This window comes from Shewanella sp. CAL98-MNA-CIBAN-0140, assembly GCF_040309905.1.
In the GTDB taxonomy this organism is placed as follows: Bacteria; Pseudomonadota; Gammaproteobacteria; order Enterobacterales; family Shewanellaceae; genus Shewanella; species Shewanella psychromarinicola.
In genome coordinates, this window is record NZ_JBEOPI010000057.1 from 1 (window position 1) to 17,193 (window position 17,193).

The following is a 17,193-nucleotide window of genomic DNA, read 5'->3' on the forward strand; positions in this document are numbered from 1 at the left end:
GACATGGAAGCCGATTTAGGTATCGATTCAATCAAACGCGTCGAGATTTTAGGCACAGTGCAAGATGAGCTGCCAGGTTTACCAGAACTGAACCCAGAAGATTTAGCCGAGTGTCGCACCTTAGGTGAAATTGTCAGCTACATGCAGACCAAACTGCCTGCAGCCAACACGGTTACTGCAGCGTCAACAGGATCAACATCGGTAACAGCAACAGCAGGGTCTATCACTGCTGCACCTGAATCAACCAGCTTAAGCGCAGAAAACGTCCAGCGTACGATGTTAAGCGTGGTCGCCGACAAAACCGGTTACCCTGCTGAAATGCTTGAACTGAGTATGGACATGGAAGCCGATTTAGGTATCGATTCAATCAAACGCGTCGAGATTTTAGGCACAGTGCAAGATGAGCTGCCAGGCTTACCAGAGCTAAACCCTGAAGATTTAGCCGAGTGTCGCACCTTAGGTGAAATTGTCAGCTACATGCAGACCAAGCTGCCTGCTGCTGGCATAGTTGCCGAAGTAGTAACCCCAGCATTAAGCGCAAACAAGCTTGAATTAGACACCACAACATTACCTCCACATAGCGAGGTAGCGCTAAAAAAGTTACCAGCGGCGGATAAACTCCTAGATTGTTTTTCAACAGCAACTTGTATTGTCATCACAGACGATGGCCACAACGCAGGTTTACTGGCTGAAAAGCTCAATGCAAAGGGATTAACCGTCGCCGTTATTCGTCACCCACAAACCATCAGTGTGGCGCATTCGCCATTAAGCAGTGATATTAAAAGCTACACCTTGAATAGCATTGATGATGCACAAATTGCCAAGGTCATTGCCGATATTAAGGCCGACATTGGTGCTGAACAGGCCATTGCGGGCTTTGTTCATTTGCAGCCGCAAGCCACAGCCAACAGCAGCGAATTAATGTCGTGCACGGTTGCCGCTAAAGCTGCGGTCGACAATGCATTTTTATGGGCCAAGCATCTGCACCCAGAATTCGCTAAGCCAACATCTTCACGCTTATGCTACTTTACTGTGAGTCGTTTAGACGGTGGGTTTGGCTACTTAGATAATAGCCAATTAGCGACAGCAGAACTTAACCAAGCAGCCTTGTCTGGGCTTAGCAAAACCTTAAGCCATGAGTGGCCACAGGTGTTTTGCCGCGCCTTAGACATTGCTAATAACCTTGATGCAAGCGCCTTTGCTGATGCTATCGTAGCAGAGTTGTTTGATATCGATGGTGCCAATGCAAGCGAAGATCGCATTAACGAAGTGGGGATCAGTCAGCAAGGCCGAGTGACATTAGTTGCAGCCAATGCCAGCGCGCAATTTGCGCCAGCAACACTTGATCGTAATGACACTATTTTGGTCACTGGCGGCGCAAAAGGCGTAACGTTTGAATGCGCCCTCACCTTAGCCAAACAGTGCCAATCACATTTTGTGTTAGCAGGTCGCAGCCAACATTTTGCTAGCGACTTACCGGTTTGGGCTCAAGGCAAGCAAGCCTCTGAGTTAAAAGCCGCTGCCATTGCTTATATTCAATCGCAAGGTAATAAACCCACGCCAAAACAGATTGATGCGCTAGTGTGGCCGATAAGCAGCAGCCTAGAAATCGATCGTGCGTTAGCCGCTTTTGGCAAGGTCGGTGCCAGTGCCCAATATGTATCGATGGATGTCAGCGATGCCACAGCGGTAGCTGCTAGCCTTAAAAACCTGACTAATGCTAAGGGCGACTCATTAACCATTAATGGCATTATCCACGGCGCCGGTGTGTTAGCCGACAAGCATATTCAAGACAAAACCTTGGATGAGCTTAACCGCGTCTACCACACCAAAGTGACTGGGCTTGCGAGTATCCTTAACGCACTCGACCCACAACAGATTAAGCTTATTGCGCTATTTTCATCGGCTGCCGCTTTTTACGGTAATAGCGGTCAGAGTGATTATGCGATGTCCAATGAAATCCTCAATAAAACCGCCCTGAAACTGGCGCACACGTTAGCGCACGCTAAAGTGATGAGTTTTAACTGGGGCCCTTGGGATGGCGGTATGGTCAGTTCAGCATTAAAGAAAATGTTTGTTGAACGTGGCGTTTACGTTATTCCGCTACAAACGGGTGCCGAGTTATTTGCCCACAGTTTATTAAGCCAACAAGGGGCGCAACTGCTCATTGGCTCTGATATGCAAGGCTCGTCAGAACAGGATCATGCTGCAAAAAAGCCTAATGCGGACGCTTTGCTTATGGCCAAGGGTTCGCTAAAATTTGCTGCTAATGCATCTGCTAATAAAGTATTTACGATTAGGACATCGACTGCTGATATTATCAGTCAGACGGTGACTCGAGTCTTAACTCCGGCTGAAATGCCTTTTGTTAGCGACCATTGTATTGCTGGCAATCCGGTATTGCCGACAGTATGCGCCATGCAATGGATGCGTGATGCGGCCGAAACCTTATGCCGTGTGCCAGTGAGTATTGCTGATTATAAATTGCTTAAAGGGGTCATTTTTGACACCAATGAGCCACATTTGTTGCAACTTGAGCTAAGCCAAACGGAGGCTGGGATCAGCGCGCAGATCTCCTCTCGTCTGCTCAATGAGCCAAGTGCAGCGATGAAACCGCAATACCAAGCGACATTGGTGATCAATAGTGCCATTTTGGCAACTGAGATCACCAAGCCAGCGATTGATACAGCGAGTCTGACAAAGTGGTCGCACATGGTGCCATTGAACTCAGGGGCTGAACTGTATCAAAACGGAACCTTGTTTCATGGCCCGCGTTTGCAAGGGATAAATCAGGTGCTAGCATTTGATGATGCTCAGCTACTGTGCCGAGTGCAATTGCCGCAGATTAATGCCGCAGACTGCCAAGGTTTTATCCCGTCATCGGCATTAGGTGGCAGCCAAATTTTCGCTGAAGATTTGCTGCTACAAGCCATGCTGGTATGGGCGAGACTGAAATACGGTGCCGCAAGTTTACCGTCATCAACCGGTGAATGTGTCACCGCTTGGCCATTTGCTAATGGTGATAAAGGTTATATTCAACTGAATGTGGTTAAACACAGTGGCAGAATGCTAATCGCTAACGTGAGTTTATATCATCAAGATGGTCGCCTGAGTTGCCAAATGCTCAACGCTAAAGTGACCATTAGCAAAAGTTTGAATGGGGCATTTATTGCACATCAAGCTGCTGGTGCTGAACTTTCTCACCACAGCAAGGAAACAGTGTGACGGCATCAAGCAATATAACGCAGAGCAGTATTAGTGAGCGTATTGCGGAGCAACAAACCAAGCCAATGCGCTTGGCATTGTTGCTAAGCAAGCCTGATGTTGACTCGGTAAATGAGCACTTTATTGCCATCGACACTCAACGTGTCGATGGCTTTGAATTGGCGTTATTACACAGCGTTGAGACGCTATCATCCACCCACAATGTCATGGTCAATATTGGCGATCGACTGTGGATAATGCCGGGATTAATTGCCGCTAAACACGGCGTGCATGCTCATGCTTATATCAACGGCATTGCAGTTGGCGACAATCAAGTTGAGGCGGTAACACTCGCCCTTGCCCATGCAAAACGTCTGCATGCTCAGCCGCAGATTGTCGCGCTAGATGGCAGTTTAGATGTTAGTGCTAATGTTAGTGCTAATGTTAGTGCTACTTCCAGTGCTAGTGCTAGTGCTAGTGCTAATGCTGGTACTCATGCCAGCACTCATCCACAAACAACGCTGACGGCAATGGTAACCCTGGTCGAGTCTATCGCCAGTCGCTGTATACCATCCAAAGACAACAGCAACAGTCAATATTGGTTTAGCACACTGCACCAAAATCGGGTGGCGGCCTTATGTTATCCAGCGGCCGCGGGTGTTCAGGCAATGATCCTAACCCAAGGACGTGCGCTAATCGCCGCCAAAACATTGATCAATACTCAGCGTTTATGGTTGCCACTCTGCGCAGCTTCATTAACGCAATTACGCACTAAGCTGATGGACTTTTCTACGCAGTTAAACTCAACTGCTGACGACCTTAGCCTACTCAAGCTTATCAACACCACATTGGTAGATTATCAAACGGATGCGCCCCTAGCCTTGGTATTAATGGCAGCGGACCGCAGTGGATTAGTGCAAGAAGTCAACGCCATGATGACAATGATGGCGGCTAGTGGCAATCTTGCCCTAAATGTTGCCCAAAGCTCAAATGCAGCCATAGAATATAAAACCCCTGCCGGCAGTTGCTTTTACTCAGCGCCGCTTGGTCATCATGGCTTAAGTTTTGTTTATCCCGGCGTAGGCACCGTCTATCCAAACATGCTTAGTCAATTGGGACTGGTTTTCCCGGATTTATATGCCGAACTTGAAAACCAAGGTGACATGCAATCGATGTTACAAACTGAATATCTCTATGGCGCAGATAACAGCCGTGCAGCACAGATGAGTCTCAGTCAATTGGCGATTGCCGGCGTTGGAGCCAGTTATGTATTAACTAAACTGTTGCAGCAAGAGTTTGCCATTGAGCCCCGCTTTGCTTTGGGTTACTCCATGGGTGAAGCGGCCATGTGGGCCAGTTTAAACGTATGGCAGGCACCGCATCGCATGATTGCCGCGACGCAAAACAGCAGTATTTTTAGCCAAGATATTTCTGGCGAGCTCCGCTGTGTTCGCCAGCAATGGCAATTAGCCGATGACGAAACCATTGTGTGGAACAGCTTTGTCACTCGTGCGAGCATCGATGAACTCACGCCCCATTTAGCGGATCATCCGCGGGCTTATATTGCCATTATCCAAGGTGATACCTGCGTTATCGCTGGCTGTGAATCCAGTTGTAAAGCCTTGTTAAAACAGGCGGGTAAACGCGGCATTGCGGCTAATCGCGTCACCGCTATGCACACACCTGCGGCACTGAATATTACCACGTCTGTTAGCCAATTTTATCAGCAACCGCTTGTGGAAAATTTACCCCACCAATTACAGTTTATCTCAGCCGCCGAGGCAGATCCGGTTGCGTTAACCTCACACGCCATTGCCCAATCGATAGCCGATACCTTTTGTCATCAATTGGACTTTACTCAATTGATCCATAAAGCTCGCCACCATGGCTGTCGTTTGTTTGTTGAAGTCGGTGCAGATCGTCAAATAACCACTTTAATTGATAAAATCAATGCTCAGAGTAGCGATTCGTCTCCAGCGAAGGTCCATGCAAAAGTCAATGCGATGGCTGTTAATGCAAAAGGCGGCGACGATATTAGCAGTTTACTTAAATGTCTGGGGCAATTAATCACTCATCGAGTGCCGATGTCATTAAGCCCCTTTATCCGCAGCCTTAACGATACGATTAACACATTATCCCAGCAGGCGGCGTTAGCCGACGGCTCATCTCTCATTCGTAATAGTGAAACATCATTAGAAGGAGAACCTCATTGAGTTCTCAAGCGATCCCTAAAATAGCCATTGTTGGCTTAGCCAATCAGTATCCAGATGCGGATACTCCTGCATCGTTTTGGCAAAATTTATTAGAAAAAAAAGACTCACGCAGCCAAATCAGTGCCAACAAACTCAATGCTTCACCGAGTGACTACTTGGGCGTTCAAGGCGAGTCAGACCGGTTTTATTGCGATAAAGGCGGTTATATCCAAGGATTTAGCTTTAATCCAAACGGATATCGTATTGCGAGTGACGCCTTTGATGGTTTAGATGAAAGCTTCTTGTGGGCAACCGACACTGCGCGTAATGCTTTAACGGATGCGGGTATTGCTCTAGACAATAGCTTGCTCAAACGCACAGGTATTGTCATGGGAACCTTATCATTTCCTACGGCAAAATCTAACGAGCTATTTGTGCCGCTTTATCATAGTGCGGTAGAAAAAGCCCTACAAACCAAACTACAACAGCCAAACTTCAGCCTGCATTCTTTTAATGAGCGCTATGATAAGCACTTTGATCAGCAATCTGTTGACCAGCAATCTGTTGACCAGCAGCCACAAACTAATGCACATGCGACAGCTCAGACCGTTAATTTGCGTAATGGTGCCATTGCCCATAACGCCTCAAAAATCGTTGCCGATGCTCTGGGGTTAGGTGGTACGCAGCTCAGTTTAGATGCGGCATGTGCCAGCTCGGTTTACGCCTTAAAACTGGCGTGCGATTACTTGCATACTGGCAAAGCAGACATGATGCTTGCCGGCGCAGTGTCAGGTGCCGATCCCTTCTTTATCAATATGGGATTTTCGATATTTCACGCCTATCCCGACCACGGCATTTCAGCTCCGTTTGATCAAAACAGTAAAGGCTTGTTCGCTGGCGAAGGTGCTGGGGTATTAGTGCTTAAACGTCTTGAAGATGCTGAGCGTGATGGCGACCATATTTACGCTTTAGTCAGTGGTATCGGCTTATCAAACGACGGTAAAGGCCAGTTTGTGTTAAGCCCAAACAGTAAAGGCCAAGTACAAGCATTTGAACGTGCTTATCGCGATGCAGCGGCAATAGACCCAAGTATTACCCCCGCCAGTATTGAAGTGATTGAATGTCACGCAACCGGTACGCCATTAGGAGACAAAGTTGAACTCACCTCAATGGAGCGGTTTTTTGAAGATAAGCTTCAAGGCAGCGCGACACCACTGATTGGTTCAGCAAAATCCAATTTAGGCCATTTACTCACCGCCGCAGGCATGCCCGGGATCATGAAAATGATTTTTGCGATGCGCCAAGGCGTGTTGCCACCGAGTATTAATATTAGTGCGCCTATCGCCTCGCCTAATGGCTTATTTGGTCAAGCAACCTTACCAAACGTGGTGTTGCCTTGGCCCGATAAAGCAGCCAATAAAGCCCGCCATGCGGGGGTATCGGTATTTGGTTTTGGCGGCTGTAACGCCCATTTACTGATTGAGTCATATCAAGCTCCGGCTCAAGCCGTCGCTAACAAGACTTTGCACCATAGTAGCCCATCTAATAACAGCGCATTAGTTGACGCACAAACACCCATGCACATTACCGGCATGGCCGCGCATTTTGGCCAATGCAGCAGTATCGATGCACTGGCTGATAACATCATCGCCAAGCAAGCACTGTTTATCCCATTGCCAAGCAAGCGCTGGAAAGGCTTAGACAAACACCCAGAGTTATTGGCCCAATATGGCATTAATCAAGTACCACAGGGCGCGTATATTGATCAATTCGATTTTGATTTCTTACGTTTTAAAGTGCCGCCTAATGAAGATGACCGGCTGATCTCTCAACAGCTGCTGTTAATCAAAATAGCCAATGAAGCCATTGTCGATGCCAAGCTAACACCAGGCAGCAAAGTCGCCGTGTTAGTCGCCATGGAAACCGAACTTGAGTTACACCAATTTCGCGGACGAGTTAACTTACACAGCCAAATAGCTCAAAGCCTTAATGCCCAAGGGGTCCAGTTATCCAGTGCGGAATATAACAGCTTAGAAGCGATTGCAATGGACAGTGTGTTAGATGCTGCCAAGCTTAACCAGTACACCAGCTTTATTGGCAATATTATGGCGTCGCGGATCGCCTCGATATGGGATTTCAATGGTCCAGCATTTACCATTTCAGCGGGCGAGCAGTCAGTTAATCGCTGTATTGATGTGGCACAAAACTTGTTTGCCCTTGGCTCGTTACAAGAGCCTTTAGATGCGATCGTTATTGCCGCCGTGGATCTGTCTGGCAGTATTGAAAACATGTTGTTCAATACCGCTAAACTTAATGCCAAAGGCTTGGGCTCAACTGATTGGCTAGTAGGCGAAGGGGCTGGCGCGCTAGTGCTGCAACAAACCAATGCCGCACACACTACCCTTCACTCTAATCTTCACAGTTATGCCAGTATCGACAGCATTCATTTTGACCCATTGTCGCAAGCGCCCGCCACCATTGCGGCAGACCTTATCGAGTTAAACCAAGCGCCGGAATGCTTATTCTCAGAGCAAGGCCAGCAGTTTGCCCAAGGGATAGCGGATGCATCGACAAGCGCTAATTCGGCGACGCTAATCTGTAAAGCCCATGACATTCTCGGTCATACCTTTGCCGCCTCTGGCATGGCCAGTTTACTGCACGCTTTAGTGCAAACACGTCACATCGATAAAACGTCTATCAATGCCAGTGTCTTCACCAATAGTGAAAAACAATACTCGCAAGTGAATTTGTCGGTTTGTGCGTTGCAACAACAAGCATTGCATACTCGACTGAGCAATAATTTAACTCAACAATTAGCCACAGGCAGTAGGTTAAGTTTAATTAAGCAAGTCAGTTTAGGTGGTCGCGATATTTACCAACACATTATCGACAGCCCACTTGATGCGCTCGACAGTATTATCAATCAATGTGCTGATATCGCCCCAACGGTGGTCAACACCATTGAAAGTAAGCAACCAACTATTCGTGATAATAGCCTTCTTAGCGTCAATAATAGCGAGAATATCGCCGAGCCTCTTATGTCAGAAAATATGCCCGATAAAACGATTCCAAAGCAACCAAGGGTTGCCTGTATGACAAATCATACGATTCCACCTGCACATTTAACGGCATTTCAACAAAATCAGTGGTTAGCACAACAAGCGCATTTAGCTTATTTAGCCAGCCGAGATGCAGGCTTGAAAGTGGCCGACAGTTTATTACGATCTCAATTGGCCGGTTTTACCGCCCAGCCAGCGCCTCTGGCTTCAGTTGCTTCACAGCCTGTTGTAAATATTGACGTTAACGCCTCAACAGCTATGCCTGCGCAGTTAATCCAGCCCAATCATGCCTTCGTACCTGCTTACACCGCGCCGACGCCGGCAGACAAACCATGTATTTGGAACTACGCTGATTTAGTCGAGTATGCTGAAGGTGATATTGCCAAGGTATTTGGTCCAGATTACGCCATTATCGACAGTTATTCTCGCCGAGTAAGACTGCCAACCACCGACTATTTATTGGTGTCGCGCGTCACTAAACTTGATGCGACCATAAATCAATACCAACCCTGTTCAATGACCACAGAATACGACATCCCGGTTGATGCGCCCTACTTAGTCGATGGTCAAATCCCTTGGGCTGTAGCCGTTGAATCAGGTCAGTGCGATTTAATGTTGATCAGTTATTTAGGCATCGATTTTGAAAACAAGGGTGAGCGGGTTTATCGATTACTTGATTGCACCCTGACCTTCTTAGCTGATTTACCTCGCGGCGGCGATACCCTGCGTTACGACATTAAAATCAACAACTTTGCCAGCAATGGCGACACGCTATTATTCTTCTTCTCGTACGAATGCTTTGTTGGCGACAAGATGATCCTCAAAATGGATGGCGGCTGCGCAGGCTTCTTTACCGACCAAGAACTGGCCGATGGGAAAGGGGTGATCCATACCGAAGAGGAAATCAAACTTCGTCAACAAGTACTTAATAATCCGAATAAACCAACCTTTACACCATTACTGCATTGTAACCAAACGGCGTTTGACTATGGCCAAATTCATCATTTATTAACCGCTGATATTGGCAGCTGTTTTGGCGGTGAACATGTTGGTCACCAACTGCAAAATGGGCTGCAAAAATCGCTTTGTTTTGCCTCAGAAAAGTTCTTAATGATTGAGCGTGTTAGCCAGCTTCAAGTGCACGGTGGCGCGTGGGGCTTAGGCTTACTTGAAGGTCATAAACACATTGCGCCAGATCACTGGTATTTCCCGTGTCATTTCCAAGGCGACCAAGTCATGGCTGGCTCGTTAATGGCAGAAGGTTGTGGTCAATTACTGCAATTCTTTATGGTCCACATTGGGATGCACACTCTGGTTGACAATGGTCGCTTCCAGCCACTGGAAAATGCCTCACAAAAAGTGCGTTGTCGTGGCCAAGTGTTACCACAAACCGCTGAGCTGACTTATCGCATGGAGGTCACCGAAATAGGTGTTCATCCTCGTCCCTACGCCAAAGCTAATATTGATATTTTGCTCAATGGCAAGGTGGTGGTTGATTTCCAAAATCTTGGGGTGATGATTAAAGAAGAAGCTGAATGCACTCGTTACCCGCTTCTGTCGTTAGATACAGCAGGCACTAGCCCTGCTGTAAATTCAAACGCTAGCAGCAAACATATTGCCAACAAAGCCCCATTAATGGCGCAAGTTCCAGATTTAAATGCCCCAAGTAACAAGGGCGTTATTCCACTTAAACACGTTGAGGCGCCACAAGTAAGCGCCGATTCAAAGTATGCCAACCGCGTACCCGATACCGTGCCATTTACGCCATACCATATGTTCGAATTTGCCACTGGCGATATCGAAAAATGCTTCGGGCCTGACTTTAGTATCTACCGCGGACTGATCCCACCGCGCACGCCTTGTGGCGATTTACAGTTAACCACTCGCGTGGTTGACATTAACGGTAAGCGCGGCGAACTGAAAAAGCCATCGTCTTGTATCGCTGAATACGAAGTGCCGGCAGATGCCTGGTACTTTGCTAACAACAGCCACCAGACGGTAATGCCTTATTCGGTATTAATGGAGATTTCATTACAACCTAATGGCTTTATTTCCGGCTACATGGGCACCACTCTTGGTTTTCCTGGGCAAGAACTGTTTTTCCGCAACTTAGATGGTCACGGCACCCTGCTGCGCGAAGTCGATTTACGCGGCAAAACTATCGTCAATGACTCACGTTTGCTGTCTACTGTCATCGCTGGCAGTAATATTATTCAAAGCTTCACGTTTGAGCTAAGCGTCGATAACGAGCCGTTTTACACCGGCAGCGCAGTATTTGGCTACTTTAAAGGTGACGCACTTAAAAATCAGCTCGGCATAGATAATGGCAAAATAACCCAGCCATGGCACCTCGACAATAATGTGGCTGCAGATGTCAGCGTCAACTTACTGGATAAGCAGTCGCGATTATTCAATGCTCCTGCCCACCAGCCACATTATCGTTTAGCCGGTGGCCAACTTAACTTTATCGACACGGCTGAAATGGTGCTTAAAGGCGGTAAATATGGTAACGGTTATTTGTCGGCATCTCGCACGATTGATCCAAGTGATTGGTTCTTCCAATTCCATTTCCATCAAGATCCGGTAATGCCAGGTTCATTAGGCGTTGAAGCTATCATCGAGTTAATGCAAACTTACGCCATCAGTACAGACTTAGGTAAAGGTTTCACTAACCCGAAATTTGGGCAGATATTATCTGATATAAAATGGAAATATCGCGGTCAGATTAATCCATTAAACAAACAAATGTCGCTCGATGTTCATATCAGTGCCATTAAAGATGAACACGGTAAACGCATCATTATTGGTGATGCCAATTTAAGTAAAGATGGCCTGCGTATTTACGAAGTCAAAGATATCGCAATTTGTATTGAAGAAGCTTAGCCGCTCGCTTTTCAAGGAAATAAAAATAATGTCAACTCAATTACAACACGAAAAGCTTTCACCTTGGCCATGGCAAGTTAGCTTGCAAAACAGCTGTTTTGATCACGCTGGGATGAACAAAAAGCTCAAAGATTTATCGCAACCATGTTATGTGGTTAACGATACACAGCAAGGCTTAGGTGTGGCGCAACAGGCTCAAGTGGTGACCGATGCCGTAGCAGCCCATGCGCTACCTGTCAGCGCCTTTGCACCAGCCCTTGGCACCCAAAGTTTAGGCGACAGTAATTTCCGCCGCGTGCATGGGGTAAAATACGCCTATTATGCTGGCGCCATGGCGAATGGTATTTCCTCTGAAGAGCTGGTTATCGCATTAGGCCAAGCCGGTATTTTATGCTCATTTGGCGCAGCGGGGTTAATTCCATCACGAGTTGAACAAGCCATTAAGCGCATTCAAACGGCGCTGCCTAATGGCCCTTATGCGTTTAATTTAATTCACAGCCCGAGTGAGCCCGCACTAGAGCGTGGCAGTGTCGAGCTATTTTTGAAGCATAAAGTACGTACCGTCGAAGCATCTGCATTTTTGGGGTTAACCCCTCAAATTGTCTATTACCGCGCAGCAGGCTTAAGCCGTGACGTTCACGGTGATATTCAAATCGACAATAAAGTGATCGCTAAAATCAGCCGTACTGAAGTAGCGATTAAGTTTATGCAACCCGCGCCAGTAAAAATGCTCCAACAACTGGTTGATGACGGTTTGATTACACCTGAACAAATGGCATTAGCGCAATTAGTGCCAATGGCAGATGATATTACCGCAGAAGCCGACTCTGGTGGCCATACCGACAATCGTCCATTAGTCACCTTACTGCCGACTATTTTGGCACTAAAAGATCAAGTGCAAGCGCAGTACAATTACAAAACGCCTCTTCGCGTCGGTGCCGGTGGTGGTGTGGGCACCCCTGATGCTGCATTGGCGACATTTCATATGGGCGCAGCTTATATTGTTACCGGCTCCATCAACCAAGCCTGCGTGGAAGCCGGCGCCAGCGAACATACGCGTAAATTACTGGCCACCACAGAAATGGCCGATGTGACGATGGCGCCAGCCGCCGATATGTTCGAAATGGGCGTTAAGTTACAAGTGGTCAAACGCGGCACATTATTTCCCATGCGCGCCAACAAACTATACGAAATTTATACTCGCTATGACTCAATCGAAGCCATACCAAGCGACGAGCGTGAAAAACTTGAAAAACAAGTATTTCGCTCAAGCCTTGATGATATTTGGGCCGGCACTGTGGCACATTTTAATGAACGAGATCCCAAACAGATTGAACGCGCTAAAGACAATCCAAAACGTAAAATGGCATTGATTTTCCGTTGGTATTTAGGCTTATCAAGTCGCTGGTCAAACACGGGTGAAGTGGGTCGCGAGATGGATTATCAAATTTGGGCCGGTCCTTCGCTTGGAGCATTCAATGCGTGGGCTAAAGGCAGCTATTTAGATGATTACACTCAACGTCACGCCGTCGATTTGGCCAAGCATTTAATGCACGGTGCAGCCTATTTAGCTCGAGTGAATTTATTAACGGCACAAGGTGTTAGCCTTCCCGTAGCATTACAGCGCTGGCGCCCAGTAGACCAAATTAAATAATAGGCTTATCACGCTTCACCGCGAGATAAGTGATAAAGATAGGAACTAACATGAGCGATATCCAAAAACTCGATTTTTCGGCGGTTAACGACCCGACACTTGTGTCGTTTAACCAGCAAAAAAACCTGATTAAGCGCATGCTAAAAGGCAATAGTGCGACTTGCACCGACTGCAATAAACCGCTAACACTTCTATTGCCGCCTAATACCAAAAAGGCACCAAAAAATAATAAAGCCCCAGGGATTTATTGCGCTAAAGGCTGCACGGACATCGAGCTAGACATGGAAGCTGTGGCGCTAATGAAATAGCGTTGATGACATAGCGTTAATGACATAATGCTACCGAAATGGCCCAAACCCTCTTTAACTAAAGAGGGTTTGGGCCATTTTTTATCTGTAAGTCAATTACTTGCCAGTTTGCGCCGCAATGTAATACAAGCCAGAGTGATGACCGGTCGTTGTTCTACATGAGTAAGCGATAACAAAAAAAAGAAATCACAAACGCAGTCAGCGTAAAAAGCCCTGTTTAATCTCTGCTCGGGATAATAAACGGTTATGAAATAGACTCAATATTCTGCTTTTGACTAACGTATCCCACCCCTAAACCAAGTTGGGGTTATTTAGCTTGCCAGCGCGCCACAATATCAGCGGCGCCAGAGGATTGCGCAATGGTGTTGTCTCCGACTAAAGCGGTTTTAAAATCACTAAATGGCATATTAGCCCACATGCTAAGCTCAAATTGGCTATTGGCTGCCACCTCACCTACACCTTTAGGTGTTCCTGTCATCACAATGTCACCATCGTTTAAGGTCATAAATTCACGAATGGCGTTAACAATAGCTTGTGGTTGATACATCATTAATTGCTGATGCCCCAATTGAGTCACAACGTTATCAATCGTTAACTGAAAACACCCATTATGCATACCTTGAGTAATTGGAATAAAGTCACTAAACAGGGCCGAACCATCAAAGGCTTTAGCTCGCTCCCAGGGTAGGCCTTGTTTTTTTAACTTAGCTTGCAGTTGCCGCTTAGTCATATCAAGCCCAACTCCAACGGCACTAAACTGGCCATTACTTACCATAAAACACAACTCGGCTTCATAATGTAAAGGCTCATCCAAATGGCTCCGTAACGTGGTGGTAATAGCTGAATTAGGCTTAAGAAACACCACCATATCATCAGGTATTTCGTTGCCTAGTTCGTGAATATGTTCTGCATAATTACGCCCAATACAAATAATTTTTGATGGGATGATATGTAAAACTTGGCCATTAACTTGTGTTAGCGTTACTGATTGTCGATCCACATTAACCTCGAATGATTAGACATATTGAGAACAATTAACCGCTTTAGCAACAAAAGCATCACGACGTTAACACATCAAGCCTAGTATGATCGCTTGTCTATTAATATGTCACTTCAATTAAGGATAATAGACGGTTATCAACAAACGGTTATCAACCAGCCCATTGTTCCGCTATCGAAGTGGTATCGAAGTGCTATCGACTGACAATAGGCCCGCGATTGACGCTTCAATACGCCTTAATAGCAAAAAACCGTGGCAGGTTTGATAATATGACTAACTTTAAATAAACCCCTGTTTACGCCAATACAGGTAAAGGCTGATATTACAGGCCTGAAATACCCCCCCAGTTTAACGATTTAGTCACTCTCTTATTGCGAGTTGAAGTTATGTAAATAACCTCTCTATATTAGCGCCTCTATTTCAATCAACGAGCACCAAATTTTGGTAAGCCCCTTGATCACAATAGTAAATATCACTATAAAAACAATGATATATTTATATAATTGTATTTACATTTTTTTAACAACGAACTAGTCTAGGTCTGTTGTACACAGACAATAAACCTGTTTCATTAACGATTAATACAGTAAGAATGACTGTCAGAAAAATAATAATAAGAGAGACTAAATGACAATGTTCGAATTGACAATTAAACAAAAAATAGCGTTAGGATTTGCCTCTATTGGCTTATTACTGCTTGTTGGAAGTAGTTTTTTTTATCATTCTCTCGATCAAATTCAAACAGCAAATACTAATATTGAAACCTTAGCGGTACCCGTTCAAAATAAATCAAATGCATTGCAAATTACCTTATTAAAAATGGCAAAAACAGATAGCTTAGCTTATTCACAAACCGGTAATGACAGTATCAATCTCAGCTTCAAACAATTTAATCTATTACAGCAAGAATTCAATAACGTATTAACGACACTATTAGTCAAAGTAGCGGATCATCCCACTATGCACCAGTCGTTAATTCAAGCAAAAAGCTCCTATCAGCAGTACGTAAAACAATCGCGCACCATGTTCAGCACTAAACTCGAAATAGAGCAAACCCGCACTCACTTCACTACCTTAAAGCAAGATTTTGATAATGCGCGTATAAACGCCAGTAACAATATGATTGATTTGGAACTTATCGAAGCGCCAGTTGATGAAGCACCGTTATTAGCAGAAGTCATTGGCGGCGGAGTGCGTATCGACGACATGTTGTTCGCACTTGGCAATACCATAACGGAACTCGGTCGATTAACTTCTGCCGATACGATTAATATTCATAAACAAGATGTTTCGATGTTATTAGTTAATATTACGGTTAATGGCAACTACTTAACCCAACAAGCTGACCCCTTGGGTGCAACGTCGCTATTTGCCGATTTTGACACCAACTTACGAGCCATTAAACAGTTCACAGATGAACCTGGCACCTTGTATCTCGCGCAACACAATGTCGTCAATAAGCAACGCTTAGCAGAGCAAAGTCATCTACAAGCCAACATTTTTTTTGATGCTACGAATCATCAGTTAGATCAATTAGTGACACTCGCGAACGAAAGATTCAACCAGTTACAAATGGTGGCCATAGATGAAGTGAATACAGCACAAACATTGGCTATTTCAATGGCGGTGATATTTGTATTAATGGCGATCTTTATCTATTACTTCACGTCAAAAGCCATGTTAGGCCCTCTGCAAGTCATTAACCGAGCATTATCACGGATCGCCAGCGGTGATTTATCGGGGCGATTAACCAAGACAAATAATGATGAATTTGGAGCCTTGATGGATAACATCAATAAACTTTCTGACGACCTGACTCATTTATTACAAGCCATTAGTCGTGATGCGCATTTGCTCGATGAATCCGCTATTCGCTCACAAGAGCAAAGCGAAAAAATATCCCATTCAGCCTCAGGACAAATTAATAATATTAGCCAGGCAAAGCTGCTCGCCGAACAAATACATCACAGTTCTACTCAGGTCAGTGAGCAAGCCGCGGAATCTGAACAACATGTCAAATTAGCCTCTTTGCAAGGGGTACAAATAAAAAGTATTGCTAATAATAATCGCCTCCGCATTGAGACCTTATCAACCAGCTTGCATGACTCAGTTAAGATCATGACAAAACTTAATCAACACAGCGATAATATTGGTGGAATTTTAACGACCATCAGTGCTATTGCCGATCAAACTAATTTGTTAGCCTTAAATGCGGCTATTGAGGCGGCAAGAGCGGGTGAACATGGGCGTGGCTTTGCCGTCGTTGCCGACGAGGTACGATCATTAGCGTCTAGAACGCAATTATCAACCGCCAAAATTCAAACCATGATTAACGCTCTACAACAAGAAACAACGAATGCCGTCAATGCCATCTCACAAGGACAAATGCAAGCCAGTGAATGTGTTGAACAAAGTCAGTCGTTACACGATGCTATTAAACAAATAGAAACAGCATTGAGTACCATTAATGGCATGAGCCAAAGTATTACTCATTCGGCCAATGAACAAGTAAACCATAGCCAATTAATAGAACAAACAATGACTCAAACGGCAGATTCAGCCCAACAAAATGCACAAGAATCAACATCAATGACCAATCGAAGCCAACAATTAAATCAATTAGCCCGCTCGCTTACCACCTCCGTTGAACGTTTTAAGCTATAACCATAACGATGATCATTGATGGAATGATTATTGGGTCATTTATGCGGGGTCAGCAATATCAATAATGTGCTGATTAATATTCTCTGCCAGCGTACTGCGCTACTAGGACGCTGCGCTGCTAGAACGCTACGCGGCTAGATGCTATAAAATCATAGCAGCGAAGCGATACTAGCAGGACGTAGTCCGCCCTAGCAGCGAAGCGATACTAGCAGGACGTAGTCCGCCCTAG

At 45.6% G+C, this 17,193-nt stretch carries 7 protein-coding genes; 6 read left to right on the forward strand and 1 reads right to left on the reverse strand.

Features of this window, described 5'->3' with window-relative positions:
- The 5 genes from AAEY93_RS19485 to AAEY93_RS19505 all read left to right on the forward strand — a co-directional run.
- Window positions 1-3,225: SDR family NAD(P)-dependent oxidoreductase (locus AAEY93_RS19485; protein WP_351079236.1), on the forward strand; the 3,225-nt coding region annotated here is incomplete at its 5' end.
- Entirely contained in the window at window positions 3,222-5,417 is a 2,196-nt protein-coding gene (locus AAEY93_RS19490; RefSeq protein ID WP_351079239.1) for a PfaB family protein, read from the forward strand. The genes AAEY93_RS19485 and AAEY93_RS19490, both read left to right, overlap by 4 nt.
- Window positions 5,414-11,338 (forward strand): hotdog fold thioesterase, encoded by a 5,925-nt coding sequence (locus AAEY93_RS19495; protein ID WP_351079241.1) that lies wholly within the window; start codon window positions 5,414-5,416, stop codon window positions 11,336-11,338. Before AAEY93_RS19490 ends, AAEY93_RS19495 begins: the two co-directional genes overlap by 4 nt.
- A gap of 28 nt (window positions 11,339-11,366) precedes the next feature.
- A complete protein-coding gene (gene pfaD, locus AAEY93_RS19500; RefSeq protein WP_124011917.1) occupies window positions 11,367-12,992 on the forward strand; it encodes an eicosapentaenoate synthase subunit PfaD in 1,626 nt (541 codons plus the stop codon).
- Between the two features lie 50 nt (window positions 12,993-13,042).
- On the forward strand, window positions 13,043-13,300 hold the full coding sequence (locus AAEY93_RS19505; RefSeq protein WP_164839507.1) for a hypothetical protein: 258 nt from the start codon (window positions 13,043-13,045) through the stop codon (window positions 13,298-13,300).
- A gap of 307 nt (window positions 13,301-13,607) precedes the next feature.
- On the opposite strand, the gene AAEY93_RS19510 is transcribed toward AAEY93_RS19505, so the two are convergent.
- Window positions 13,608-14,300, reverse strand: coding sequence for a fumarylacetoacetate hydrolase family protein (locus AAEY93_RS19510; RefSeq protein ID WP_124011918.1), 693 nt, complete (start codon window positions 14,298-14,300; stop codon window positions 13,608-13,610).
- A gap of 633 nt (window positions 14,301-14,933) precedes the next feature.
- Here AAEY93_RS19510 and AAEY93_RS19515 point away from each other — a divergent pair.
- Window positions 14,934-16,964, forward strand: a complete 2,031-nt coding sequence (locus tag AAEY93_RS19515; RefSeq protein WP_124012137.1) for a methyl-accepting chemotaxis protein — start codon at window positions 14,934-14,936, stop codon at window positions 16,962-16,964.
- The last annotated feature ends 229 nt before the right edge of the window (window positions 16,965-17,193 follow it).

Bases quoted from the DNA above. Each gene is read 5' to 3' on its own strand.
- pfaD (WP_124011917.1), top strand. From the start codon at position 11,367: ATGTCAACTCAATTACAACACGAAAAGCTTTCACCTTGGCCATGGCAA.
- AAEY93_RS19505 (WP_164839507.1), top strand. From the start codon at position 13,043: ATGAGCGATATCCAAAAACTCGATTTTTCGGCGGTTAACGACCCGACA.
- AAEY93_RS19515 (WP_124012137.1), top strand. From the start codon at position 14,934: ATGTTCGAATTGACAATTAAACAAAAAATAGCGTTAGGATTTGCCTCT.